Below are 26,190 nucleotides of genomic sequence, written 5' to 3' on the forward strand. Positions count from 1 at the left end.
AGCAATGATGCGATTTACATCTAAATTTTCAACTCGAAGTCTGCATAAGCCGCTCAGCTCTCCGTTCATCTGCTCGACGGGCGCGAGGCCAGGTAACGTTGTGGCGCCTCTCCCGTGACCTGACGAAACATGACGATGAAGGCACTGGCGTTGCGATAGCCAAGCTTCTTCGAAACCTGCGTCACAGGTTGTCCCAGCGTAAGGAGCGTGATTGCCTCCGCGACTCGTATCTGCTGGCGCCATGCGCCAAACGTCAATCCGGTCTCGGCAGTCAGATAGCGCGCCAATGTTCGCCCGCTGGTGTGAAACTGCTCGCCCCAGAAATCGAGCGTCAGATCGCTCGCCGGGTCGTTCATCATGTGCTCGCAGATCTGCAGCAGCCGTGCGTCGCGCGGCAAGGGCACGCCGGGCTCGGCGAGCGCGGGCGTCTCTCTCAACACCTTCAGCAACAGCGGCGCGCTGAGCGAGGCATGGCTCCCCTCGGCGTATCGCTCGCCCGCGGCGCCCAACACGATGGCCAGCTCTCTCATCAACGGCGACACGGCAATCACGGCCGGTTGATGCCACGACCACGGAAACACACGCGGTTCGAAATAAACACTGCACAGTTGCGTGTCGCCGACCGCGTGCAGTTCGTGATCGACATCGGATGGCAGCCAAACTGCGCGCGACTGCGGCAGCGTCCAGGTGCGCGCGGGCGTGAGCACACGCACGACGCCGCGCACGGCGAATACAAGTTGTCCGTGCTTGTGTTGATGCCAGGTTATACGCTCGCCATGACGATAGTCGACGAGGATCGCCATCACGTCTCGCGGCAGCGGGACGCGTTCGATCGGATAGCGTTTGAGCAGGAATTCTTTCATGGTCGCGAGAAAGTAGTACGCACAAGTTATCGATAAAACACCAATATTTGTCAGAAATTCGATATCCGATGTCGGCCTGCTTTTTCGACGAAACGCTAAACTCGTCGTCACTCAACGCTTTGCGCCGACTCATCGGTTGAAATGTTAATGATTCGCATTCTCGCATTTTTGTTGCCGCCCAATGCGCTTTACGGCCAGCCGCCTGCCTTGGTAGCTTTCAACGAGGGTGTGCGCACATGTCTCTGATAGCCTCGTCGATCCGCAGCGCGCGCGGGCTGTTGCCTGTCGCGCTGGTCGTCAGCCTCGTCAGCGGCGCGGCGAACGCGGCGCTCGTCGCGCTGATCAATCAGGCGCTGCGCGCAACCGGCGGCGAACTGCTCGCGCTCGGCGTGCGCTTCGCGGCGCTGGGCGTCGTGGTCATTCTCACCCGGGTGGTTTCGCAGATGCTGTTCATGTATCTCGGACAGCACGCCAAGGCGAGGTTGCGCTTGCAGACGATCGGCCGCATCGCGGGCGCGTCGTACCGCGATCTCGAGCGATGCGGCGCGGCGCGCGCTATCAACGCGCTCACGCAGGACCTCGACACCATCGTCGTGTTCTTCATCAGTCTGCCGTCGATTGCCATGCAGGGCGCGGTGATCGCTGGCTGCCTGGTCTATCTCGGCATGCTGTCCCTGCCGATTCTGCTGTTCGCGCTCGTCGTGATCGGCGCGGGATCGCTCGGCACGCATCTGATCGGCTCGCGGGCGCTCCGCCATCTGCGCGATTCACGGCAGCGTGAAGACGGCCTGTTGCAACGCTTTCGCTCGCTCTTCGATGGCGCGAAGGAACTGAAGCTGCATCGCGCGCGCGCCGATGCATTCGTCGCGCGCGATCTCGCGCCGCATGTCGAAGCCGTGCGCGCGCAACGCACGCGCGGCTACATGCTGCACGCGTTGGCCGCGAGCTGGGGCAATCTGCTGCTGTTCGGCTTCGTCGGCCTGACCCTCTTCGTGCTCGCGCGTCTCTTCGATGCCAACGCGCACGTGATATCCGGTTACGCGCTCGTCTTTCTGTACCTCATCATGCCGGTCGAAGGATTGCTGGCGGCCCTGCCCGCCATCGGCAGCGCGCGGATCGCGTTCGAGCGCATCGATCAGCTCGAACAAACCCTGCCGCCCGAGCCCGCAAGCGCCTCGCTCGACGCCGATGCGTTCGCGAGCATTACGCTCGAAGGCGTCGAACATCGTTACGTGCGCGAAGCCGAGGACGGTTTTTTCATGCTCGGACCTATCGATCTGACGTTCTGGGCGGGCGAACTCGTCTATCTCGTGGGCGGCAACGGTAGCGGCAAGACCACGCTCGCGAAGGTGCTGGTCGGGCTGTATGCGCCGGAGGCGGGACGCATCGTGATCGACGAAACGGTGGTGGACGACGGCAATCGCGCCGCTTACCGCCAGCTCTTCTCCGTCGTCTTCAGCGATTTCCATTTGTTCGATTCGCTGCTCGGCCTGCCCGCGCACCGCGAGGCCACGGCGCGCGCGCTGCTCGTGGCATTGCAACTGGAACACAAGGTGCGCATCGACAACGGCCATTTTTCGACGCTCGATCTATCGCAAGGCCAGAGGAAGCGTCTTGCCTTGCTGGTGGCGTTTCTGGAAGACCGCCCGTTCTATCTCTTCGACGAATGGGCCGCCGATCAGGACCCCGCGTTCAAGGACGTCTTCTATCGCGTGCTGCTGCCGCAACTGAAGGCGCGTGCCAAGACGGTGCTCGTCATCACCCACGACGACCGTTATTTCGATCTCGCCGATCGCATCGTCAAGCTCGACAGCGGTCAGGTGAGCTTTACGAAAAAGGCGGCGCTCGCATGAACGGCCACGTCTACCAGACGGCGTACGCGACCGCGACACCGCCCGCCTTCTCGCTCGAAGGCGTGTCGCGCTCGGCGGGCGGGCGCACGCTCTTGCATCCGCTGGATCTGCATATCGAACCGGGCCGCGTGACGGGGCTCGTCGGCCACAATGGCTCCGGCAAATCCACGCTCGTCAAGCTGCTCGCAGGACAGCTCGCGCCGGATACGGGCGTCGTCCGATGCGCGGGCCGGCCGCTCGCCGACTGGAGCACGCGCGAGTTCGCGCGCGAAGTCGCCTGGCTTCCGCAACAGACGCCATCGACCGATGGCATGACGGTGCGCGAACTCGTCGCGCTCGGCCGCTATCCGTGGCACGGCGCGCTCGGGCGCTTCACGGCCGGCGACGCCGCGCACGTCGACCGGGCGATGCAAGCCGCCGATGTCCATCGCTACGCCGACCGCACCGCGGACAGCCTGTCGGGCGGCGAGCGCCAGCGCGCGTGGATCGCGATGCTGGTCGCGCAGAACGGGCGCTGCATGCTGCTCGACGAACCGACGTCGGCGCTCGACGTCGGCCATCAGCTGACCGTGCTCGAACTCGTCAGGACGCTGTGCGCCGAACGCGCGATGACCGCCGTCATCGTCATGCACGACATCAACATGGCGACGCGCTTCTGCGACCGGATCGTCGCGTTGCGCGAGGGGCGTCTGCTGATGCGCGAGGATGCGGCAGTCATCGTCGATCCGGCGCGGCTCGAAGCCATCTACGGCGTGCCGATGTCCGTCACGACCGATGCGTCCACTGGCCGCCGCATGTGTTTTCCGTCATGAAGTCGCGACCGAGACGCACGCTGTTACGAGGCGCCGCCGCGCTGTTCGCGTTCCCGCGCGCCGCGCGCGTCGTGGCCGGACCGGCGCCGCGACGTATCGTCGTATTGAGCTGGGAGCTGACGGAGACGCTGCTCGCGCTCGGGCGCGCGCCGGTCGGCATTCCGCTGCCCGCGTGGTATGCGAACACGATCGCGGTTCCGCCGCTGCCGTCCGATGTCGCGGATATCGGCCTTCTCTATCAGCCCAATTTCGATGCACTGATCGCGCTCGCGCCGGACCTGCTGATCGTCACGCCCGCGCATGCGGGACTGCTCGCGCCGCTGCGGCGTATCGCCCCGACGCTCACGCTCGGCGCATATATGACCGCCGCGCATCCCTACGCGAGCCTGTGCGCCGAAACCCGCGTGATGGCCGATGCCTTCGACGCCCGCGCCCGGTTGGATGCGCTCTTCGCATCGACCGAGCGCGTCATGAGCGACGTCGCGGCGCGCGTGCCGCGCGGCCGGCCGGTGATCGTCGCGGACGTGATCGACGAGCGGCATCTGCGCGTGTACGGCAGGGGCAGTCTCTTCAACGACGTGCTCGCGAAAATCGGTGTGTTGAACGCCGCGACTGCGCGCGTGCGCTGGACGACGAACGCGATGGGTTCCACCGTCGTGCCGTTGCCCCGTCTCCTCGAAGCCGCCGACGCCGACATCGCGTTGACTCGGCCGCTCGCGCCCGACATCCGAGCGGCGCTGGCAACGAGCCCGCTCTGGCGCGCGCTGCCAGCGGTCCGCGAGAAACGCGTGGCCGTGTTGCCGGTGGTCGCCCCGTACGGCGGCCTGATTTCGATGCAACGTTTCGCGACCGCGATGGCGAATGCGCGCGCCATCATCGATAACGGCGGAGGCGGTCTTGCGTAGCAGCCGCGTCGCACTCACTCGCCCTTCGGCGCCGCCACGCGACTGGCGGCTCGCGCTTTTCGCCGGCCTGATGCTGCCCGCCTTGTGCCTCGCCGCGTTGCATTTGCATGGCGCGCTCGACGGCGCATCGTTCTGGAAGGCGCTCGTGTCGCCCGACCTCACCGACATGCGCGACGTGCTGGTGCACGAGAGCGTGCTGCCACGCATCGCCATGACGCTGCTGTGCGGCACGGCACTCGGGCTTGCGGGCGTGCTGGTGCAGCAGGTGTTGCGCAATCCGCTTGCCGAACCGATGACGCTCGGCATCTTCCCCGGCGCGTATCTCGCGCTCGCCGTCGTGAGCGTGTGGCTGCCGGGCTGGCTCGCAGCGGGCCGCGAAACCATCGCGCTCGCGGGTGGCGCGCTGGCAATGATCCTCGTGCTTGGCCTGGCATGGTTGCAAGGCATGTCGTCGCTTGCCGCGATTCTCGCGGGCATGGTGGTGAATTTGTACTGCGGCGCGATCTGCCTCGCGATCGGCGTCATGCATTTCGATCTGCTGCAGGGCTTGCAAATCTGGGGCGGCGGCGCGCTCGATCAGACCGGCTGGCATAGCGCCGCGCGCGTTGCGGCGAGCCTGGGCGGTTGCGCGCTGGCGTCGGCGCTCTTGCATCGACCGCTGCAACTCTTCGATGCCGGCGATGCCACTGCGCGCAATCTCGGCGCCGCCGTCGGCCGGATGCGCGGCGCGGCGCTGCTGGTCGCGGTCGTGCTCACGGCGAGCGTGGTGGCGCAAGTCGGCGTGATCGGGTTCGTCGGATTGGCGGCGCCGCTCCTCGCGCGGCTCGCGGGCGCGCGCCGCCTGCGCGAACGGCTCGTGTGGGCGCCGCTTGTGGGCGCAGCCCTGCTCTTTCTCACCGACGAACTCGTGCGAATCGTCTCGCAGGGCGAGCTGTTCTCGGCGCATCTGATTCCCACCGGCACGGTCACGTCGATGATCGGCGTGCCGCTCCTGGTCGTCCTGCTGCCGCGCCTTCGCACCACGCCGGACATCCGCGAAACGCATGATCGCGGCACTGCGCCGCACGCAGTGCGCACGATGCCGCTCGTGTGGGCAGCGCTCTTCGCGATCACGTGCGCGTTGTCGTTCGTCGTCACGCGCGGACCGGACGGTTGGCGGTTCGCGCATCCGGCCGACATCGACGCGCTCCTCTTCTGGCGCGTGCCGCACCTGCTGGCCGCGCTCGCAGCGGGCAGTCTGCTCGGCGCGGCGGGCGCGCTGCTGCAGCGCATGACCGCCAATCCGATGGCGAGTCCCGACCTGCTCGGCGTCGGTTCGGGCGGCATGTTCGGCGTCGTCGCGGTGCTGCTGATCGCGGGCAGCTTCGACCCGGCCGCGCTGTTCGCGGGAAGCGTGGCCGGCGCGTGCGTCACGCTCGGCTTGCTGCTGTGGCTCGGGCGTCGCGCGCAGTTCGCGCCAGAGCGGCTGCTGCTCGTCGGATTGTCGATCAGCGCGCTCTTTCAGGCCGTCGTCGGCGCGGTGATGGCGAGCGGCGATCCGCGCGCGGGCGTGCTGCTCGATCTGCTGGTCGGTTCGACCTATTACATCGAGCCGGCGATGGCCTGCGTCATGGCCGTGCTCGCGGTGCTGGTACTCGCCGTGGCGCCGCTGTTCGCGCGCTGGCTGGCGGCGCTCGGCGCCGGTCCGCAGGTGGCGGCGAGCATCGGCGTGCCGGTCGAGCGCGCGCACTTCGGCCTGTTGTTGCTCGCGGCGGTATCGACGGCGGCGGCGACGGTCGTGGTCGGGCCGCTGTCGTTCGTCGGGCTGATCGCGCCGCATATCGCGCGGCTCTCGGGCGGGCGGCGTCCGCTGCCGCAGCTCTATCTCGCAGCGATGCTCGGCGCGCTGCTGATGGTCGTCGCCGATTGGCTCGGCCGGCAGATTCCGTATCCGGAGCAACTTCCGGCCGGTCTCGTCGCGACGCTGCTCGGCGGTCCGTGGCTCGTCACGCTGATCCTGCTGCGCGGCGCGCGGCGAACATGAAGGTTGCCTCGAAGTAAAACGAACGGGGCCGCGCGTGCCTCGACCTATAAGACGAATGTCCCCCATCCGATTCAGGCCCGCCTCCAGCGGGACGACGCCGTTTGTCTATTCAACGATGGGATGAGAAAACATGAGAAGAGGGAAAGACCAGCGCGGCGCGATGCCCGCGCCGACGACGGGATGGCACGTGCGTGCGCCGCGCATCACGCCGCTTGCACTCGCGCTTTTGACGACGCTCGGCGCGATGTCGCCGCTCGCGCGCGCGCAGAACCCGCCAATCAGCGATGTGACGTTGCCCGCCGTCGTTGTGACCGACAGCACCGGCGCCGATGCGACGACCGAAGACAGCGGCTCGTACGCCGCGAAGAACGCGACCATCGCGGGCAAGAGCGCGCAATCGATCAAGGAGACTCCGTATTCAGTCTCCGTCGTCACGCGCCAGCAAATGGACGACCGCAACGACACGACCATCGAGGAAGCCTTGCGCTACGTGACCGGTGTCAACTCCGTCAGCTACGGCGACGGCACGGCCTACTTCCGTGCGCGCGGCTCGCAGCTCGGCATCGAATTCGATGGCACGCCCATCGTCAGCAGCCTGCAATATCTGACGCAATATGACCTCGAGATGTATGACCGCGTGGAAATATTGCGCGGACCGGCTGGCGTGATCGACGGCGCAGGAGAGCCGGGCGGCGTCGTCAATCTCGTGCGCAAGCGGCCGCAGAATCAGTTCCATCTGACGACCGACACCCAAGTCGATTCCTTCGGCAGCGTGCGGCAGATGATCGACGTCACCGGACCGCTCAACAAGGACGGCAGCCTGCGCGGGCGCGCGGTAATCGTCGGCGAGGCCGGGCATCAGTCCATCGACCGGGCGCGCAGCAAGGAATTCATGGCGTATGGCGCGATCGACTACGACTTCACGCCGCGCACGACGCTCTCGCTCTCAGGCGGCTATGAAGTCCTACCGATGTACGGCCTCGACTACGGCGCGAGCGGCGTGCTCAATGCGGATCAGACCGCGCTCGTCGGCCGCGTGCCGGGTTCGTATGCACAGAACTTCAGCCCGAGCTGGAACACGTCGTACACGTCGATTGAGGAAGCCAACGCGAACCTCGTGCATCGCTTCGAGAGCGGTTGGAAGTCGTCGACGACGCTGTTCTACCGGCACATGCTGACGCGGGCGTATTACGCGTACTCGGGACCGGGCGCGACCGCCGATGGCCTCAGCTTCTACGGCGATCAGAACCAGCGCAACACCTACAACTGGTTCGGCGCGGACAGCAACGTGTCCGGTCCCATCCAGCTTTTCGGGCAGACCCACACACTGACGGTCGGCGCGAATTATTCGGTGATGTCGTCGACGGCGCTCTCCGGCTTCCAGTCTGTCGATGGCCCGTTCGACGGCAGCACCTTCAGCCTGTTCGATCCCAACGCCGTGCCGCAGGTCGATACGCCCTTCAGCTTCGGCACGAACGAGCGCACCGTGCAGTACGGCATCTACGCGCAGGCGCGCATCAAGCTCGCGAATCCGCTGACGCTCGTGCTCGGCGCGCGCGAAGCGTTCGTGCAGGATCGCACGCAATCGACGCTGCCCGACCTCTCGGAATGGGCGACGAACGCGCAGATCGACCATCGTTTTCTGCCGTCGGCGGGACTCGTCTGGGATATCGTGCCGGCGGTCACCGCCTATGCGAATTACGCGCGCTTCCTCGACGCCCAGACGCAAACGACATTCTCCGGCGCGGGCATTCCGCCGCGTTCCGGCGAGCAATACGAGGTCGGCGTGAAGAGCAGCGTGCTCGGCGGACGCCTGAATACGAACATGGCGCTGTTCCGTATCAACGACAACAACCGCGCAGTCGACGATCCCGATCATCAGTTTTATTACCTTGCCGCCGGCAAGGCTCGCAGTCTGGGCGTCGAACTCGAAGTCACCGGGCAGCCGATGCCGGACTGGAACGTCTATGCGGGCTACACGTACCTGAACGAGCACTTCGAGAACGATGCGCCCGGCCTTACCGATGGCACGGACCCCAAGCATCTCTTCAAACTGTGGACGCGGTATCAGTTCACGCAGGGCACGTTGCGCGGGGTGTCGGTCGGCGGTGGCATGCTCGCGCAGACACGCATATCGCGCGGCGTCGAACAGGGCGCGTATGCCATCTTCAATGCGCAGGTCGGATATCGCTTCAACAAGCATCTCGAAGCGACGCTGCAGTTGAATAATATCTTCGACCGCGGCTATTACATTCGCCCACCCGGCCAGTTCTACAGTGTATTCGGCGACAGGCGTAACGTCATGTTGAGTGTGCGGACCGACTTCTAAGTTCACGATGACGCTTGGGCGGTTGTCGGGACGGAAGCACTGACCCTCTACCGTCGGGTAGTCGGCAGACAGGCGATGATCGCCATCGGCTGTCTGCTTCTGAGTAACATCAAGAACAGCAAGAAATTTCGTAAGACGAAGTCGCCCACCAATTCACCGGTAGCCACATGCTCCTTGCCGGTGCTTCGTGAAATCGGCTCCGTGTTCGGGTGCTTTTGGCGACGGCCGCTTTCTAAAGTGATCCGCCGCTCAAACCACCGCGCATACTCGAAGGCGAACGTCCGCAACTGGCCGAACTGAGCCGTCGGCCATCCCCGGCGCGATGCCGCCGCGCCATCCGAAAGCCGTCCCAAAATCGATTCCTCCGGGCGACCTTACTCGCTCTTCCCCATCTCGATCCGGGTCACCATGCGCAGGCCAAGCTCAAAAATTAATTAGCCAAAGTTAAGACCGACGCAAACCCCAACCCCACCCCTTCACTTCACCGCCGCCGCCTCAACCCCCACCTCCTCCCCCGCCACCGGCACCACTCCCGAACTCACCGCCGCCCTTGGCTGCAACAACAACGCCACCAGCCCGCTCCACCCGGTCTGATGCGACGTCCCGACCCCACGCCCGTTATCGCCATGAAAATACTCATGGAACAACACCAGATCACGCGAATGCGGATCCGCCTGCAGCATCGGATAAGCCGCCATCACCGGCCGCGACCCATCCTTATCCTTCAGAAACAGCGTAGTCACCCGCCGAGCAAGCTCATCGCCGATCTCGTTCAGCGATAACTTCCGCCCCGACCCAGTCGGATACTCCACACGAAAATCATCGCCGTAATAGCGGTGAAACTCATACAGCGATTCGATCAGCAGAAAATTCACCGGCATCCAAACCGGTCCGCGCCAATTCGAGTTGCCGCCGAACACCCGCGAATCCGATTCCGCCGGCAGATACTTCACGCCGAAGCTATTGCCGTTGTGATGATAGACAAACGGCTCATCGCGATGCACACGCGACAGCGCGCGCACGCCGTGATCGGAGAGAAACTCGGCTTCGTCGAGCACGCGTTTAAGCAGCGCCTTCATCCGATGTCCGCGCAGCAGCGACAGCAGCAAACTGTTGCCCTTGCCCGGCTCGTTCCAGCGCGACACGAGCCGCGCAAGATCGGGCCGATGTTCGAGGAACCACAGCAAACGGTCGCGCAATCCGGGGAGATCGCCGTGCAGTCGCTGTTCGAGCACATGCACGGCGAACAGCGGTATCAGCCCGACGATGGACCGCACGCGCATCGGGACGTTGGTGCCATCGGGCAGGCGCAGTTTGTCGTAGAAGAATTCGTCCTGCGAATCCCAGAGGCCGGTTTCGCAGCCGTCGTCGCAACTCACGGCTTCGGCGATATACAGGAAGTGCTCGAAGAACTTCACGGCGATATCGACGAACACATGGTTCGCAATCGCCAGTTCGAGCGCGATGCGCATGAGATCGAGCGCGTACGCGGCCATCCACGCGGTCCCGTCGGCCTGATCGATGCGGCCGCCCGTCGGCAGCGGCGACGAACGATCGAAAATGCCCACGTTGTCCAGCCCGAGAAAGCCGCCCTGAAAAATGTTGCGGCCATCGGTGTCCTTGCGGTTCACCCACCACGAAAAATTCAGCAGCAGTTTGTGGAACACGAGTTCGAGAAAATCGCGATCGGCGCGACCCGTGATCGCGCGGTCGATTTCGTACACGCGCCACGCGGCCCATGCGTGCACAGGCGGATTGGCGTCGCCGAGCGCCCATTCGTAGGCAGGCAACTGTCCATTCGGATGCTGGTAGCGGTCCTTCACCAGCAGCAACAATTGGCGCTTGGCGAATTCCGGGTCGATCAACGCGAACGCGGCCGCGTGAAACGCGAGATCCCACGATGCGTACCACGGATATTCCCACTTGTCCGGCATCGAAATGATGTCGGCGTTGCACAGATGCCGCCAGTCGGCGTTGCGGCCGCGCTTGCGGCCCTTCGGCGGCACGGGCTGCGCGGGATCGCCGTCGAGCCAGCGCTGGACGTCGAACTGGTAATACTGCTTAGACCAGAGCATGCCCGCGAGCGCCTGACGTTGCACAAGGCGCGCGTCGGGGTCCGGCATTTCGTGTTGCAGGGCGGCGTAGAACGCGTCGGCCTCGGCGATCCGCCGCGCGAACAGCGCATCGAGATCGAGCGGCGACGTATCCGGCGCGTTTTCCGGACGCCAGCGCATCAGGACGACTTCGCGGCTGTGCGGCGCGATCGAGAGCGATACGTGCGCGCCCGCCCGCGTGCCGGCGTTGCGTCGCACGGCATTTTCCTCGCCGTGGACGAGGTAATCGTTGAAGCCGTCCTTGAACGGACCCGCGCCGTCCATGCCGAACAAGCGGCGCACGTTCGTCTCGTTCTCGCAGAAAATCCATTCGACCGGCGCGCCGCTTTTCGCAGACGCCGTCAATATCAGCGCTTCGTGGCGGTCGTGGTGCTGATGCCGTGCGACGACGCGCGCCTGCCCGCTCGTGGTGTCGAGTTCGAGCGACGGTTTATCGGCGGTGCCTTTCCACGACCACGTATTGCGCGCCCAGAATTGCGGCATCACGTCGATCGCGGCCGCTTCGTCGCCACGATTTTCGATCGTCACGCGCATCACGATATCGTCGGCGGTGTGCTTCGCATATTCGACCGAGACGTCGAAATAGCGGTTGTCGTCGAAGATGCCGGTGTCGAGCACTTCGTACTCCGGCATGTCCGCGCCGCGCCGCGCGTTTTCCTGAACGAGGTCGTCGTAGGGAAACGCCGCGTGCGGATATTTGTACTGCATTTTCATGTACGAATGCGTGGGCGTGCCGTCGACGTAGAAGTACAGTTCCTTCACGTCCTCGCCGTGGTTGCCCTGCTCGTTCGTCAGGCCGTACAGCCGTTCCTTGATGATCGCGTCGCAGCGGTTCCAGAGCGCGAGCGACACGCACCAGTTGAGCTTGTCGTCGCTGAATCCGGCGATGCCGTCCTCGCCCCAGCGATACGCGCGGCTCCGCGCGTGATCGTGCGGGAAATAGTCCCAGGCGGTGCCGTTTTCGCTGTAATCCTCGCGGACGGTGCCCCATTGGCGTTCGCTGAGGTACGGTCCCCAGCGTTGCCAATGGGCGCATTCGGCGGAGTGCAGGCGGGCGCCTTCAATAGTGTCGAGCAAATTGGTGGCGCGCAGCGGCGGCATGGTGCGTCCTCGTGGCTGTGCTGAGCCTGGTTCGGAAGACCCACAATTTAGCGCGTTTGGCGGCGAGCGTCGCGGCCGGGCGCCGTCGGACGCGAACTGTTACAAGTCGCTCGCGTCGAGCAGCCGGCCGATCCGCAGCAATTCGCCCAGCGACCACGCCTGAAACGGCGCGCCGCCCGCGGCGTGCGGCGCATCGCCGTCCGCGACTTCGGAAACGTGATCCAGCCCGGCGGTATCGAGATGCGCGATCAGCGGCGCGAGAAAGCGCGTGCGCGCCTCGTCGCGGCGCTCGGCGGTGTTGCCGTTCACGCGCAGCCACGCTTCGACGAACGGCCCGATCAACCATGGCCACACCGTGCCCTGGTGATACGCGCCGTCGCGTTCGCGCGGCGAGCCACCGTAATGCGGCTGGTAAGCGGGATCGGACGGTGCGAGCGTGCGGAGTCCGAGCGGCGTCAGAAGATGCGTTTCGACTTCATTGATAACCCCGCGCGCGCCGTCGCCTTCGAGCAGCGCGAACGGCAAACCGCCGACCGCGAAAATCTGGTTCGGCCGGATGGCGGCGTCGGTTGTGCCCGCGACGTGATCGACGTCGATCACATCGTAAAGGCCGCCGCTCGCCGGATTCGTGAAACGCGCCGCGAACGAGGCCCGCGCGCGCGTCTCGAACGCCGCCCAGCGCGGGTTCCAGCGCGCGGCGATCGCCAGCGCGTTGATCCACAGCGCCTGCACTTCGACCGGTTTGCCGGCGCGCGGCGTCACCACCCAATCGCCGACTTTCGCGTCCATCCACGTCAGTTGCACGCCCGGTGCGCCCGCGCGGAGCAAGCCGTCGTCAGGATCGGCGGCGATGCCGTAACGTGTGCCGCGCGAGTACGCGTCGAGAATCGTGTCGGCGGCGCGCTGCAGGCGGCTTTCCGTGGCGGCGAGCGCGTGGCCGGTCGCCAGATAATCGTGCACGGCGACGATGAACCAAAGCGACGCATCGACGGCGTTGTACTCCGGCGCGCTCCCGTAGTCCGGGAAACGGTTCGGCAGCATGCCTTCGGAAAGCGTGTCGGCCCATTCGAGCAGGATCGATTCGGCATCCGCGTGACGGCCGGTGGCGATCAAGAGGCCGCGCATCGCGATGAACGTATCGCGGCCCCAGTCGGTGAACCACGGAAAGCCCGCGAGCACCGTCTGGCCGAGGTTGCGCGCGACGATGTACGCGTCCGCGCTGCGTTCCAGACGCGAGCCTAGCGCGGCCCGGCCGAGCGCGGCCCGGCCTAACGCGGCCCGGCCTAACGCGGCCCGGCGGGTCTGTTCGGCATCGGCGAGCGCGGTTGCGTGCGTGACCGGCGACAGCGTGCGCCGCGTGGTCGCCGCGCGATCGCTTGCCCGCGCCGCCGCGTCCGATAATGTGCGGGTGCGGTCGGCACCCGTTTGCGGCAGCCCATCCGCGCCGGGCAACGCGCCCGCCGACAGAATCATCACCGCCTCGCCCTTCGACAAATCGAACGAAAACACGCCGGGCGTCGCGAGATCCTCGGTGAAATCCAGACCGCGTTCGCGTTCGCGGACGTAGCAGAAATTTCGATACCAGTCCGGCGCGTGCGTGTAGTCGCCATTGCTCGCCACGGTGACGCGCGGCAAATCGCCATACGGCTGCCAGCTTATTTCAGCCGGGTCCGCCGCGTCCGTGTGCGCGGAAAAATCGAACGCCAGGTTTTCGTGATGCAGCGCGTGGTAATCGCGACCCGACAAGAGCGGCCGCACTTTCAGCGTGAATTCGGCGGGCGTTTCGAGCCGCCAGCGCAACACCGTCTCGCGGCTCGCCTTCGCGACGAACACCTCGGCCACGAGCGTGACGGGCCTGGTATCTGCGCCGATCCAAAACCGCCACGTCGGCCACGGTTCCGTACTAAAACCGGCGAGACTCGCGGATACATCGGGATACAGCAGATCCGGCGCGTAACGCTGCATGCTGAGCGGAAATCGCGTGTCGCCCGCCTCCAGCCACGCCTCGACGCCGTTCACGAGCACGACGCGCCCCGCTGGCGGCCGGGTCGCGGCGAGCAGCAGCGCGTGATAGCGCCGCGTGCGCGCGGTGCCCACCGTGCCCGATGCAAAACCGCCGAGGCCGTCGGCTTCGAGCCATTCGTCGTCGAAACGGGCGGGATCGATTGGAGACTCGATGCGCGTCATCGCGGATTATTCCGTCGATACTCCGCCAGCCCACGCCGCGCTTTCTCGCGGATCGCGTCCTGAACGAACGACGTGAACCCCAACAGCACGCCCTTCATGCCGAGCGCCTGACGGCTCCACGCCCAGAGATCGAAGCTGTCCGTATGCTCGACGATCAACCCATCGCGGATCATGAAGCGCGCCTGGATCGCATTCACCACCGGTCGCCCGGTCTGCGTGAACGTATAGCGCGCGGTCCAGTTAGCCGTCCCCGCCTGGCCGACCGTCGCAATATCGCCGTAAGTGAGGGAAAAATCCTTCGCGCGCGCGAGCAGCATGCGCCACATGTCGCCCGCCTCGCGGCCGTGGAGCGGGCCGAACACCGGATCGCTGAAACGCACGTCCGGCGCGTAGCACGCCGCCATCGCCTCGGCGTCGAGCCGCTGGAACGCGCTGTAGAAGCGCTCGATCAGCGCGGCGTTCGGATCGGTCATGGACGGCTCCCGGAAGATGGCGCGGATGTCAGGTCGCGGCGAGCGTCACCGCGTGGATCAGGAGGCCGACCGCGCCGCCGACCAGCGTGCCGTTCACGCGGATAAACTGCAAATCGCGCCCGATGTTCAGTTCGACGTCGCGCACGAGCGTCGCGTCGTCCCACTGCTTGACGGTGGTGGCGATATGTTTCGCGATGCCGTCGCGCAATTCCGGCGCGAGCGCGCGGAGTGCGTCGCGCATGTGGTCGTTGATCGAGTCGCGCAACGCCGGGTCGTTGCCGAGCGCCTGCGCGAAGGTGCCCGCGACGCTGACGATTTTCGCGTGCAGCGTCGAATCCTCGCGACCGAGATCGCGATGCAGCCACGCTTTGAAGTCATCCCAGAGACCGTTCACATACTCGCGCAATTCGGGACGGTCGAGCCATTCGCGTTTATGACGGTCGATACGTTCCTTGAACGCCGGGTCCGACTTCAGCCGCTCGATAAAGCCTTCCACGGCGCTGTCGAACGCCGCGCGGCGCTCGTGATCCGGGTTCGCGCTGATGTCCTGCAGCCAGTTGTTCGCGCCGCGCACGAGCCCGGCGGCGAACTTGTTGCCCAGTTCCTCGGCATTCAGGCCGATAAACCCGAGCGCGCCGATCAGCTTCGGATACTCCTCGCCCGCCACTTCGATAATCTTGCCCGCGAGCAACGCCTGCACTTCGCCGCGTTCGAGCCATTGCGCGAGTTGCTTAAGCCCTTCGTCGAGTACGCGCTGATGACGCCGCTCGGCCGTCAACGTGGACATCAGACTGCCCGCCGCGCCCGCGAGATCGAAATCGTCCGCGCGACGGCGCAGCGCGGCGTGCAGCGTGCTCTTGATGCGCTCATCGTCGACGAGATTGAGAATCTGGCCCGCCGCGCCGACCGCCTTCTTGCCGAGCAGCTCGGCGTTTTTCGGCTCGGAAAGCCACGCGGAGAGGCGCGTGGCGGGATCGAAGGCCGCGACCCGCGCGACCAGCGCCTCGGTGCCGAGGAACTTGTCGCGCACGAATTCCGCGAGGTTATCGGCGACGCGCGCCTTGTTCGCGGGCAGGATGGCCGTGTGCGGGATCGGCACGCCGAGCGGATGGCGGAACAGCGCGACGACCGCGAACCAGTCGGCGAGCGCGCCGATCATCGCCGCTTCCGCGAACGCCGAGAGCCACGCCCACGCGCCGGCGTCATGGCGGCTTTTCGCAAGCACGAAAAGTCCCGCCGATACGACCAGCAGCGCGGTCGCGAACCACTTCATTTTTTTCAGCGCTAGCGCTTTGTCCTGCGGGTTTTCCATCTTTTTCTGCTTTCTGGACGTGTTGTTTCGGGAAGGCGGAAGAATACCAGCCGGTTAGCCGCGTCGAGTGAGAGAGGACAGCGTACGCCCGGTTCAGCGACCCACACACTGCGAATCAAAACGGATTCTACCTACCGCCGGGTTCCAAACAAATGCGGCATCGTGTTCAAGCTGAACCGATGCCGCAACGCCGCCCTTATCGCGCCAGCACCGCCTTCAACGCCTGCCCCGTATGGCTGCGGGCATTCTTCGCGAGCGTATCCGGATCGGCCGCCGCGACGATACTCCCGCCGTTCACGCCGCCTTCCGGCCCGAGATCGAGAATCCAGTCGGCTTCCGCGATCACGTCGAGATCGTGCTCGATCACGACCACGCTGTGCCCGCCATCCACCAGCCGGTGCAGCACGCGGATCAACTTCGCGACGTCGGCCATGTGCAGCCCGACCGTCGGCTCGTCCAGTACATACAGCGTGTGCGGCGCCTTTTGCCCGCGCCGCCCGATATCGTCGCGAACTTTCGACAATTCCGTCACGAGCTTGATGCGCTGCGCCTCGCCGCCGGAAAGCGTCGGCGATGGCTGGCCGAGCGTCAGATAACCCAGCCCGACGTCCTTCATCAGTTGTAGCGGATGCGCAATGCTCTGCATGGCGGCGAAGAATTCGACGGCCTCGTCGATTTCCATCGTCAGCACTTCGCCGATGTTCTTGCCGCGCCACGTCACCGCGAGCGTCTCGGGATTGAAACGCTGGCCGTGGCAAACGTCGCACGGCACTTTCACGTCGGGCAGGAAGCTCATCGCGATGGTCCGCACGCCCTGACCCTCGCACGCCGGACAGCGCCCGTCGCCGGTGTTGAACGAGAAGCGCGACGGCGTGTAACCGCGCGCGCGGGATTCGAGCGTGTCGGCGAACAGCTTGCGGATCGTGTCCCACATGCCGATATACGTGGCCGGACACGAACGCGGCGTCTTGCCGATCGGCGTTTGATCGACTTCCAGCACGCGGTCGATGCTTTCCCAGCCGGTCACGCCCGCGCAACCTTGCCACGTGTGCGTCACGTCGAACTTCGGACGCGGCGCCTCGCGCGACAGCACGCTCGCGCGGTTGCGCGCCGGGGCGTCGGCCTGCGCGGTCTTGCGCGCGCGCCGCGTGGCGGGCGACGACAGCACCGAGCGCCCCACGGCGTCGAGCAGGTTGGTCATCAGCACGTCGCGGGCGAGCGTCGATTTGCCCGATCCCGACACGCCGGTGATCGCCACCAGCCGCGCGAGCGGCAGGCTGGCCGTGACGTTGCGCAGATTGTGCAGCGTCGCGCCCTCGACCGTCAGCCATTGCTCCGGCGTCGCGACGCGCTTCGCCGTCGCCGGTTTCACCTCGCGGCGCGTCTGCAGCGGATGTTTGATCGGATTAGCGAGGAACTGGCCGGTCAGCGAATCGGGCTCGGCCGCGAGATCCGCGACACTGCCCTGCGCCACCACCGTGCCGCCGCGCTTGCCCGCGCCCGGCCCGATATCGATGATGTGATCGGCGCGGCGGATCGTGTCCTCGTCATGCTCGACGACCACCAGCGTATTGCCCTTGTCGCCGAGCTTTTTGAGCGCGTCGAGCAGAATCTGGTTGTCGCGCGGATGCAGGCCGATGGTCGGCTCGTCCAGCACGTAGCACACGCCCTGCAAGTTGCTGCCGAGCTGCGCCGCGAGCCGGATGCGCTGCGCTTCACCGCCCGAGAGCGTGGGCGCGGCGCGGTCGAGGCTCAGATAACCGAGCCCGACTTCCTCCAAAAATTGCAGCCGGCCTTCGATTTCGCTCACGACGTCGCGCGCGATATCGGCGTCGCGGCCTTTCAGCGCGAGCTTGCCGACCCACGCCCGCGTGTCGCTGACGGTCCAGCGGCCGACTTCGGTAATCGGAAAATTGCCGAACGTCACCGCGCGCGCGACTTCGTTCAGGCGCGTGCCTTCGCAATCCGGACACGGCAGATCGCCGACGTCGTCCGGTTCCTGCTGCGCCGACGGAATGGTCTGCTCGCGGCCGCGCCCGTCTTCGGCGAGCACAGTGTCGTCGTAGGCCTCGCGCTGTTCGCGCGTGAGCGTCAGCCCCGTGCCGACGCAGGTCTGACACCAGCCGTGCTTGCTGTTGTACGAAAACATGCGCGGATCGAGTTCCGGATAGCTCGTGCCGCACACCGGGCACGCACGCCGGGTCGAAAATACGCGCGTTTCGCCGATGTGTTTCGTGCCCTTCTTGCCCGTGTTCAACGCGCCGTGCAGGTCGTCGAGCGGCGCGAGCAGATGCATCACGCCTTTGCCGAGTTCGAGCGTGTCGTCGAGCATCCGGCGCAAGGTGGCTTCGTCGTTCGCGGATACCACCAGATCGCCCACCGGCAGTTCGATCGTATGTTCCTTGAAGCGGTCGAGTTTCGGCCACGGATCGACGGACAGAAACTCGCCGTCCACGCGCAGATGCGTATTGCCGCGCGCTTTCGCCCACTTCGCGATATCGGTGTAGACGCCCTTCCGGTTCACGACCAGCGGCGCGAGCAGCCCGACATGCTGGCCTTTGAAGTCACGCAAAATCTGCGCGACGATGGATTCCGCGCTCTGCGCCTGAACCGGCGCCCCGTCGTGGATGCAATGCTGAATGCCAAGCTTGACGTACAGCAAACGCAAAAAATGCCACACCTCGGACGTGGTCGCGACCGTGCTCTTGCGGCCGCCGCGCGACAGACGCTGCTCGATCGCGACGGTCGGCGGAATGCCGTAGACGGCGTCCACCTCGGGGCGGCCGGCCGGCTGCACGATGGATCGCGCGTAGGCGTTCAGCGATTCGAGATAGCGGCGCTGTCCTTCGTGAAAAAGAATATCGAACGCGAGCGTCGATTTGCCCGATCCCGACACGCCCGTCACCACGTTGAACTTGCCGTGCGGAATATCGACGTCGAGCGATTTCAGGTTGTGCTCGCGCGCGTTGACGATCCGCACCACGTTCTCGCCCTGCAACGCGCGCCGCGCGCTCGCCACCTCGGCGGCGAGTTGCAGCGGCACGCCCGCCGCGCGCTTTTCTGCGGCGCCGGGCGCCATCGATTCTTCGTAATCGACCAGCGCGCGGCCCGTGTGCGAGTGCTCGCATTCGGCCAGATCGTCGGGTGTCCCGACGCACACGACCTGCCCGCCGCCGTCGCCGCCCTCCGGCCCCAGGTCGATGATCCAGTCGGCCGCGCGGATCACGTCGAGATTGTGCTCGATCACGATCAGCGAATGGCCGCGCTCCAGCAAACGGCGCAGCGCCTGCATCAACTTGGCGATATCGTCGAAATGCAGGCCCGTGGTCGGTTCGTCGAACATGAAGAGACGGCCCTGCTTCGCGTTCTTCTGCTGCGACGTTTCGGCGAGAAAACCCGCCAGCTTGAGCCGCTGCGCTTCGCCGCCCGAGAGCGTCGGCACCGGCTGGCCGAGCTTCACGTATTCCAGCCCGACATCGACGATAGGCTGGAGCACGCGCAGCACTTCCGCGTCGCGCTCGAACAGCGCCACGGCTTCGCTGACCGTGAGTTCGAGCACGTCCGCGACGCTCAATTCGCGGCCGCCGCGCTCGATTTTCACGTCGAGAATTTCGGCGCGGTATCGGCGTCCGTCGCAATCCGGGCAGCGCAGATACACGTCGCTCAGGAACTGCATTTCGACGTGCTCGAAGCCCGAGCCGCCGCAGGTCGGGCAGCGGCCGTCGCCGGAGTTGAAGCTGAACATGCTCGCGCTGTAGCCGCGCTGCGCGGCGAGCGGCGCTTTCGCGAACAACTTGCGGATTTCGTCGAACGCGCCGACGTAACTGGCCGGATTCGAGCGCGCGGTGCGGCCGATCGGCGATTGATCGACGAAAACCACGTCGCTCAAGGCGTCCGCGCCGATCAGCGCGCGAAACGCGCCGGGCGCCTCGGTCGCCTTGCCGAAGTGGCGGGCGAGCGCGGGCGCGAGCACGTCCTGGATCAGCGTGGATTTACCCGACCCGGACACGCCCGTCACGCAGACGAGCCGCTGCAACGGAATCTCGACCGTCACGTCGCGCAGATTGTGATCGCTCGCGCCTTCGAGCACGAGCCGCGGCGTGGCGGCATCGACCGTGCGGCGCAGCCAGTTCGACGCGTGCGCGACGTGCTTGCGGCCGCCGAGATACGCGCCCGTCAGCGTGTCGCTATTCTGGATCTCGTTCGGATCGCCGTCATAGACGATATCGCCGCCGCGCTCGCCCGGACCCGGCCCCATGTCGATCAGCCGGTCGGCCGCGAGCATCACGGAAGGATCGTGCTCCACCACGACGAGCGTATTGCCCGCGTCGCGCAGCCGGTGCATCGCCTCGACAATCCGGTTCAAATCGCGCGGATGCAGCCCGATACTCGGTTCGTCGAGCACGAACAACGTGTTCACGAGCGACGTGCCGAGCGCCGTGGTCAGGTTGATCCGCTGCACTTCGCCGCCCGACAGCGTGCGGCTCTGGCGGTCGAGCGTCAGATAACCCAGGCCGACATCGCACAGATATTTCAGCCGCGTGCGCACTTCGGCGTGCAGCAGTTTCAGCGCTTCGTCGAGCAGCGTGCTCGGCAGCGTGAGCGAGTCGAAAAAGCGGCGAATGCGCTCGATCGGCATCAGCATCAGGTCGTGCACGGTCAGGCCGGGAAGGCTTTCGAGCTGCGCCCGCGTCCAGTCGACGCCGTTCGGCAGGAACCGGTTTGCCGGCGCGAGCACCGCGTCGGCTTGCTCCTTCGTGCCTAGACGCCACAGCAGCGCTTCGGTCTTCAGCCGCGCGCCATCGCAAGTCGGACATTTCGTGTAGCTGCGGTATTTCGACAGCAGCACGCGGATATGCATCTTGTACGCCTTCGATTCCAGATAATCGAAGAAGCGCTGCACGCCGTACCAATGGCTGCCCCACTTGCCGTTCCAGTTCGGCGAACCGTCGATCACCCAGTCGCGCTCGTCCTGCGTCAGATCGCTCCACGGCACGCCGAGCCGGATGCCCGCCTTCGCGCCGTAGCGCAGCAGATCGTCCTGATTCTCTTTCCATGCGGGCGTCTGCAGCGTCTTGACCGCGCCTTCACGGAGCGTCTTGCGCTCGTCGGGAATCACGAGTCCGAGATCCACGCCGATCACCCGCCCGAAGCCCCGGCACGTCTCGCACGCGCCGTAGGCCGAGTTGAACGAGAACAGCGCGGGCTGCGGATCGGCGTAGCGAATATCGCTTTCCGGACTGTGCAGGCCGGTCGAGAAACGCCAGATTTCCGGCTCGGCTTCGTCCGCGAGCAGGTACACGTTCACGCGTCCGGTGCCGCGCAGCAGCGCACTTTCGATCGCTTCGAGCGCGCGCGAGCGCTCGGTATTCTGCAAACGGAAACGGTCCGCGACCACGTCGAGCAACTGGCGCGCGCCGCTCTCGGTCACGACATGGCGCTTCGCCTGCACGCGCGTGTAGCCGCTCGCGGAGAGCCATTGCGCGACTTCGTCGTCGCTGGCGGTGTCGGGCAGCTCGACCGGAAACGTGATCGCGATACGCGGATCCGTCTCGCGCGTGCGCTCCATCAATTCGGCGTAGATCGTCTCCGGCGTGTCGTGGCGCACCTGCAGCGACGACTTCCGGTCGAACAGCTCGGCGGCGCGCGCGTAGAAGAGCTTCAGATGGTCGTTCAGCTCGGTCATCGTGCCGACGGTCGAACGCGAACTGCGCACGGGATTCGTCTGGTCGATGGCGATGGCGGGCGGCACGCCGTCCACGCGATCCACCTGCGGACGGTCCATCCGGTCGAGAAACTGGCGCGCGTAGGCGCTGAATGTTTCGACATAGCGACGCTGGCCTTCCGCGTACAGCGTGTCGAACACGAGACTGGATTTACCGGAGCCGGACGGCCCGGTCACCACCGTCATCTGGCCGGTATGCAGATCGAGATCGAGATTCTTGAGATTGTGCTGACGAGCGCCGCGAATGCGGATTGCGTTATTGGATGACAATTTTTCCTAACCGGTTCAATGAGTTAGATCGCTTTCGAGAAATACGGCGAATGGTATGTGCGGACCGTTTACGGCCCGGCGCGCCACGCGCCCGACACTGTACACCTATACAGTAGTCGCTGCCAGAACGCGGGATCGGCGCGGCGCGCGTTGCGTTTCAGCGCAACGAAGTCGCAACAAACAAACCCGCGACGCGTTTTTATGTCGATTCGGACGCAGCGAGTTCGTATCTTGCCCGAGCGCGCGCATTTTCGCCGACGGCTCTAATATCATCGAGCCTCGCACTTTTTATTAACCGCTTGTTTAACGAAACCTATGGAATTCGATACGAAAGTCGCCCTGATCGTGCTCGACGATCTCGCCACGTGGCAAAAACTCAACGTCACCGCGTTCCTCGCGAGCGGCATCGCGGGCGCCGCGCCCGAGGCGATGGGCGAGCCTTACGAGGACGCCGCCGGCCGCCAGCACGCGCGCCTTCTGGGCCAGCCGATGATGATCTATCAGTCGGACAGCGCCGGCTTGCTGCGCGCGTTCCGGCAGGGCATCGAGCGCGAACTGACGCGCGCCGTCTACGTGCGCGCGATGTTTTCGACCGGTCACGATCAGGCCAATCGCGACGCGTTCCGCGCCGAACCGGCGGACGCGCCCGATCTGGTGGGGCTGGCGGTGCGCGGCCCGCGCAAGGCCGTCGATAAAGCCGTCAAAGGGCTGTCGCTACACGCTTGAGTGTGCTGTGGGCGCCGATTTTCGAGCGGCCGGCAAAGGCCGCCGCGCGCGGATAAAATCGGCGCATGGACCCGCAAACCGATCACGCCACCGACGCCCCCGACTTACCGCTACCGACGCCGAGTGTCGCGTCGGCGGGAATGGCCGCGCTGATTGCGAGCGTCGCGTGGATTGCCTTTGCCGCGCAGACCGACCTGACGATCGGCCGCATGCTCGCGCGCGGACTGACGGTGTTCGACGGCATCGAGCGCACCGGCAGTTATCTGACGAACCTGACCGTGCTGATCTGCGCGATCGTGTTTTCGTGTGTCGCGACGCGCGCCCGCGCGCCGGTCGCGCGGGTTTTGCGCGCGCCGCCGGTGGTGACGGCGGTCGTCGTGTATGTGGTGTTCGTCGGATTGGCTTACAACGTGTTGCTGCGCTATTTGTGGACGCCGTCGGGCTATCGCGCGGTGCTCAATGAATGTTTGCATACGGTCGTGCCGCTGCTGTGCGCGCTCTACTGGCTGCTGTTCGTACCGCGTTTTCACCCGAGCCGGCGCCAGTGCGCGCTGTGGCTCGTCTATCCGCTCGGCTATTTGTTTTTTACGCTGTGGCGCGGCAGCCGGTCCGATTTTTATCCGTATCCGTTTATCGACGTGAGCGAACTCGGCTACCGGCAAGTGCTGTTCAATTCGACGCTGCTCGTGATCGGCTTTCTCGTGCTGATGGCGATATTTCTCGCCATCAATCACCGGCGACCGCAGCCCGCGGCCGCGCGGAAGAAAGACGGCAGCTAGGCTGGACGGCGCTGGGTCGGATGCATCGAGGAATCGGTAATCTCGTGCAGTCCGTTCACGGTGCCCGCGCGCTCGACGGGAATCGCGAGCATGTTGATCGATACGACCTCGCCGTAGACATTCTCGGTTTTACCGAAGAAATTCGACTCGTTGAACACAACCGGCAGATGCCACCACAGGCGGTAATGCCGCGACCACAACCATTCGATCAGTTCGCGCGACAGGTCGGGCCAGTCGTTCTCGATATACATGACCGGCCGCGACCGCGCGATGGTCTCGTCCGCGCCTTGCAGCACCGCGAGTTCGAGACCTTCCGCGTCGATTTTAATCAGCCCGACAGGATCGCTGCCGACGAGATCGTCCAGCTTCACGCACGCAACAGGCACCGCGCCGGCCGCGCGCTCTTCTTTCATCGCGACCGCGCCGAAATTGCCGGGCGCGAGGTAATCCGGCTGGTCGAAATAGACCAAACCCGCCGCCGACGAACACGCGAACGGCCACGCGCGCACGTTGTCGATCCCGTTGATCGCGAGGTTGGCGCAAAGCTGTTGAAAGACCAACCGCTGCGGCTCGAACGCCAGGACCGATTGGCCGTGACGGCGGGCGGCGCGGGCCAGTTCAACCGTATGGACGCCGGTATTCGCGCCGACTTCCACCACCATTCCGGCGTTGTTGATCAACTGGACGAGAAAGCGCGATTCGATCTCGCAATACTCGCCGTACTGGATCAGCGCCTGGCCGATGCAGCGGTCGCCGGGATTGGCGATCATCCAGCCGTGGCGGCCGGCGACGAGTCGCAAGTGTGGGGAAAGTTCAAGCGTAATAGCGGGCATGGGATGGTTTTTGACGCGCGAAAGGGGAACCCTTATCTATACGGCGCGGCCCCGCTCGCTTAAACCGGACGACTCCGAATTCCCCGCCCGACTTCGCGTGTGCCCCGCTACACTCCATCAAGACAACGCTGACTTTATATCTCCATGAAACAGGCGCTACACCATCTGGACGTCCCGACGCGAACGCGCGGGCTTGTCGAAATCACGGGCAGCATTCAGAAGTGGATTCAGCAGCAGGAGATCCGCGACGGCTTGCTGACGGTGTTTTGCCGGCACACGTCGGCATCGCTGCTGATTCAGGAAAACGCCGATCCCGACGTCCGCACCGACCTCGAAGCCTTTTTCGAGACGATCGCGCCGGAACAGCGCGGCCGTTACGTGCACGATGCGGAAGGCCCCGACGACATGCCCGCGCACCTGCGTACCGCGCTCACGCAGGTGCAGCTTTCCGTGCCGGTCGAAAATGGACGGATGGTGCTCGGCACGTGGCAAGGCATTTATCTGTTCGAGCATCGCCGGGCGGCGCATCGGCGGGATATCGTCTTGCATCTGCTAGGCGAGTAGCCTAATATACGCTCCGCGTACATATTTTGGGAGCAAGCGCGTGGGCACGCAACAACAAACCGTTCTTCGCGACGCAATGCGCCGCCTCAACATGACCCGCGAGGCTTTCGCGAACCGGATCGGCGTATCGCGACGCGCACTCGATACCTGGTTGCTGCCCGACGAATCGCCGGAATCCCGCGCGATGCCCGAAATCGCGGGCCGTTACGTCTCCGAAATTCTGGAACGCGTCCCCACCGACGCAGATTATACGCAGCGCGTACACCCTGCCATTTCGTTCGAAGGCCGCCCGCAATTGCTCTCCGTCGATCAGTTCTCGCGCGATTCCGCCGAAGCGCTCTTTCGCGTCGCGGACATGATGCAGCCCATCGCGCGGCGGCAAAAAATCACGCGCGTGCTCGAAGGCGCCGTGCTCGCCAATTTGTTCTTCGAAGCCAGCACGCGGACGCGCGTCAGCTTCGGATCGGCGTTCTGCCGGCTCGGCGGCTCGGTGTGCGACACGACCGGCTTCACGTTTTCGTCGATGGCGAAGGGCGAATCCATTTACGACACGAGCCGCGTGATCGCCGGTTACGCGGACGCGCTCGTCGTGCGGCATCCGGAACAAGGTTCCGTCGCGGAATTCGCGCGCGCGACCAACATCCCGGTCATCAACGCTGGCGACGGCCCCGGCGAGCATCCGAGCCAGGCGCTGCTCGACCTCTACACGATCCAGCGCGAGTTTTCGCGGGTCGGAAAAATCGTGGATGGCGCGCATATCGCGATGGTCGGCGATCTGAAATACGGGCGCACCGTGCATTCGCTCAGCAAACTGCTCGCGCTCTACAAGGGCCTGAAATTCACGCTGATTTCGCCGGTTTCGCTCGAAATGCCGGACTATATTCTCGAAAAACTCTCGCAGGGCGACCACGTGGTCGAGCAGACCACCGACTTGCACGCGGGACTCGCGGGCGCGGACGTCGTGTATGCGACGCGTATTCAAAAAGAGCGCTTCGCCGATGAATCCATCGAAGGCTATACGCCGGATTTCCAGATCAATCAGGCGCTCGTCGATACCGTCTGCGGCCCGGACACGCTCATCATGCATCCGTTGCCGCGCGACGGCCGGCCGGGCGCGAACGACCTGAGCACGGACCTGAACCACGACTCGCGGCTCGCGATCTTCCGTCAGACCGACAACGGCATTCCAGTGCGGATGGCGATTTTCGCCGTGTTGCTGGGCGTCGAGAATCAGGTGCAGCATTCGATGCGCGACGCCGCGTGGAAATCGCCCGCGTATGTCGGCCCGGACGACGCGGTGTTTCACGGGATCGACTGAAAC

Annotated in this window: 16 protein-coding genes; 9 read left to right on the forward strand and 7 right to left on the reverse strand. The window is 65.1% G+C overall.

From position 1 onward, the window contains the following. Window positions 1-65: 65 nt before the first annotated feature. Window positions 66-863, reverse strand: a complete 798-nt coding sequence (locus AC3D25_RS27805) for an AraC family transcriptional regulator (RefSeq protein WP_488891700.1) — start codon at window positions 861-863, stop codon at window positions 66-68. Between the two features lie 236 nt (window positions 864-1,099). On the opposite strand from AC3D25_RS27805, the gene AC3D25_RS27810 reads away from it, so the two are divergent. From AC3D25_RS27810 to AC3D25_RS27830, 5 genes are all read left to right on the forward strand, one after another. Next, entirely contained in the window at window positions 1,100-2,716 is a 1,617-nt protein-coding gene (locus AC3D25_RS27810; protein WP_488891701.1) for a cyclic peptide export ABC transporter, read from the forward strand. Next, window positions 2,713-3,528 carry an ABC transporter ATP-binding protein gene (locus AC3D25_RS27815; RefSeq protein ID WP_488891702.1) on the forward strand — a complete coding sequence of 272 codons (816 nt, stop codon included), beginning with the start codon at window positions 2,713-2,715 and terminating at the stop codon, window positions 3,526-3,528. The genes AC3D25_RS27810 and AC3D25_RS27815 overlap by 4 nt, the downstream gene beginning before the upstream one ends. Next, window positions 3,525-4,433: an ABC transporter substrate-binding protein gene (locus AC3D25_RS27820; protein WP_488891703.1), complete on the forward strand. Its 909-nt coding sequence runs from the start codon at window positions 3,525-3,527 to the stop codon at window positions 4,431-4,433. The genes AC3D25_RS27815 and AC3D25_RS27820 overlap by 4 nt, the downstream gene beginning before the upstream one ends. After that, window positions 4,426-6,456 (forward strand): Fe(3+)-hydroxamate ABC transporter permease FhuB, encoded by a 2,031-nt coding sequence (fhuB, locus tag AC3D25_RS27825; protein ID WP_488891704.1) that lies wholly within the window; start codon window positions 4,426-4,428, stop codon window positions 6,454-6,456. Before AC3D25_RS27820 ends, fhuB begins: the two co-directional genes overlap by 8 nt. A 130-nt stretch (window positions 6,457-6,586) precedes the next feature. Further along, window positions 6,587-8,785: a TonB-dependent siderophore receptor gene (locus AC3D25_RS27830; RefSeq protein ID WP_488891705.1), complete on the forward strand. Its 2,199-nt coding sequence runs from the start codon at window positions 6,587-6,589 to the stop codon at window positions 8,783-8,785. A 476-nt stretch (window positions 8,786-9,261) separates the two neighbouring features. On the opposite strand, the gene AC3D25_RS27835 is transcribed toward AC3D25_RS27830, so the two are convergent. From AC3D25_RS27835 to uvrA, 5 genes are all read right to left on the reverse strand, one after another. Continuing rightward, on the reverse strand, window positions 9,262-12,000 hold the full coding sequence (locus tag AC3D25_RS27835; RefSeq protein ID WP_488891706.1) for an MGH1-like glycoside hydrolase domain-containing protein: 2,739 nt from the start codon (window positions 11,998-12,000) through the stop codon (window positions 9,262-9,264). Window positions 12,001-12,099: 99 nt separating this feature from the next. Next, window positions 12,100-14,187 (reverse strand): amylo-alpha-1,6-glucosidase, encoded by a 2,088-nt coding sequence (locus tag AC3D25_RS27840; protein ID WP_488891707.1) that lies wholly within the window; start codon window positions 14,185-14,187, stop codon window positions 12,100-12,102. Further along, entirely contained in the window at window positions 14,184-14,660 is a 477-nt protein-coding gene (locus tag AC3D25_RS27845) for a nuclear transport factor 2 family protein (RefSeq protein WP_488891708.1), read from the reverse strand. Before AC3D25_RS27845 ends, AC3D25_RS27840 begins: the two co-directional genes overlap by 4 nt. Before the next feature lie 28 nt (window positions 14,661-14,688). Then, complete coding sequence (locus AC3D25_RS27850) at window positions 14,689-15,972, reverse strand: DUF445 domain-containing protein (RefSeq protein ID WP_488891709.1); 1,284 nt, start codon at window positions 15,970-15,972, stop codon at window positions 14,689-14,691. 196 nt (window positions 15,973-16,168) lie between these two features. Beyond that, complete coding sequence (gene uvrA / locus AC3D25_RS27855) at window positions 16,169-21,967, reverse strand: excinuclease ABC subunit UvrA (RefSeq protein ID WP_488891710.1); 5,799 nt, start codon at window positions 21,965-21,967, stop codon at window positions 16,169-16,171. Between the two features lie 315 nt (window positions 21,968-22,282). Between uvrA and AC3D25_RS27860 the strand changes: the two genes are divergently transcribed. Both AC3D25_RS27860 and AC3D25_RS27865 read left to right on the forward strand, forming a co-directional pair. After that, window positions 22,283-22,693: a DUF2000 family protein gene (locus AC3D25_RS27860; RefSeq protein ID WP_488891711.1), complete on the forward strand. Its 411-nt coding sequence runs from the start codon at window positions 22,283-22,285 to the stop codon at window positions 22,691-22,693. A gap of 65 nt (window positions 22,694-22,758) precedes the next feature. Beyond that, window positions 22,759-23,472 carry a Pr6Pr family membrane protein gene (locus AC3D25_RS27865; protein WP_488891712.1) on the forward strand — a complete coding sequence of 238 codons (714 nt, stop codon included), beginning with the start codon at window positions 22,759-22,761 and terminating at the stop codon, window positions 23,470-23,472. Here AC3D25_RS27865 and AC3D25_RS27870 read toward each other — a convergent pair. Then, on the reverse strand, window positions 23,469-24,305 hold the full coding sequence (locus AC3D25_RS27870) for an FkbM family methyltransferase (protein ID WP_488891713.1): 837 nt from the start codon (window positions 24,303-24,305) through the stop codon (window positions 23,469-23,471). The genes AC3D25_RS27865 and AC3D25_RS27870 overlap by 4 nt on opposite strands. A 144-nt stretch (window positions 24,306-24,449) precedes the next feature. On the opposite strand from AC3D25_RS27870, the gene AC3D25_RS27875 reads away from it, so the two are divergent. Together AC3D25_RS27875 and AC3D25_RS27880 are read left to right on the forward strand one after the other, a co-directional pair. Further along, window positions 24,450-24,869: a secondary thiamine-phosphate synthase enzyme YjbQ gene (locus tag AC3D25_RS27875; RefSeq protein WP_488891714.1), complete on the forward strand. Its 420-nt coding sequence runs from the start codon at window positions 24,450-24,452 to the stop codon at window positions 24,867-24,869. 76 nt (window positions 24,870-24,945) lie between these two features. Continuing rightward, entirely contained in the window at window positions 24,946-26,187 is a 1,242-nt protein-coding gene (locus tag AC3D25_RS27880) for an aspartate carbamoyltransferase (RefSeq protein WP_488892170.1), read from the forward strand. The last annotated feature ends 3 nt before the right edge of the window (window positions 26,188-26,190 follow it).

This window comes from Caballeronia sp. SL1002, from assembly GCF_057814995.1.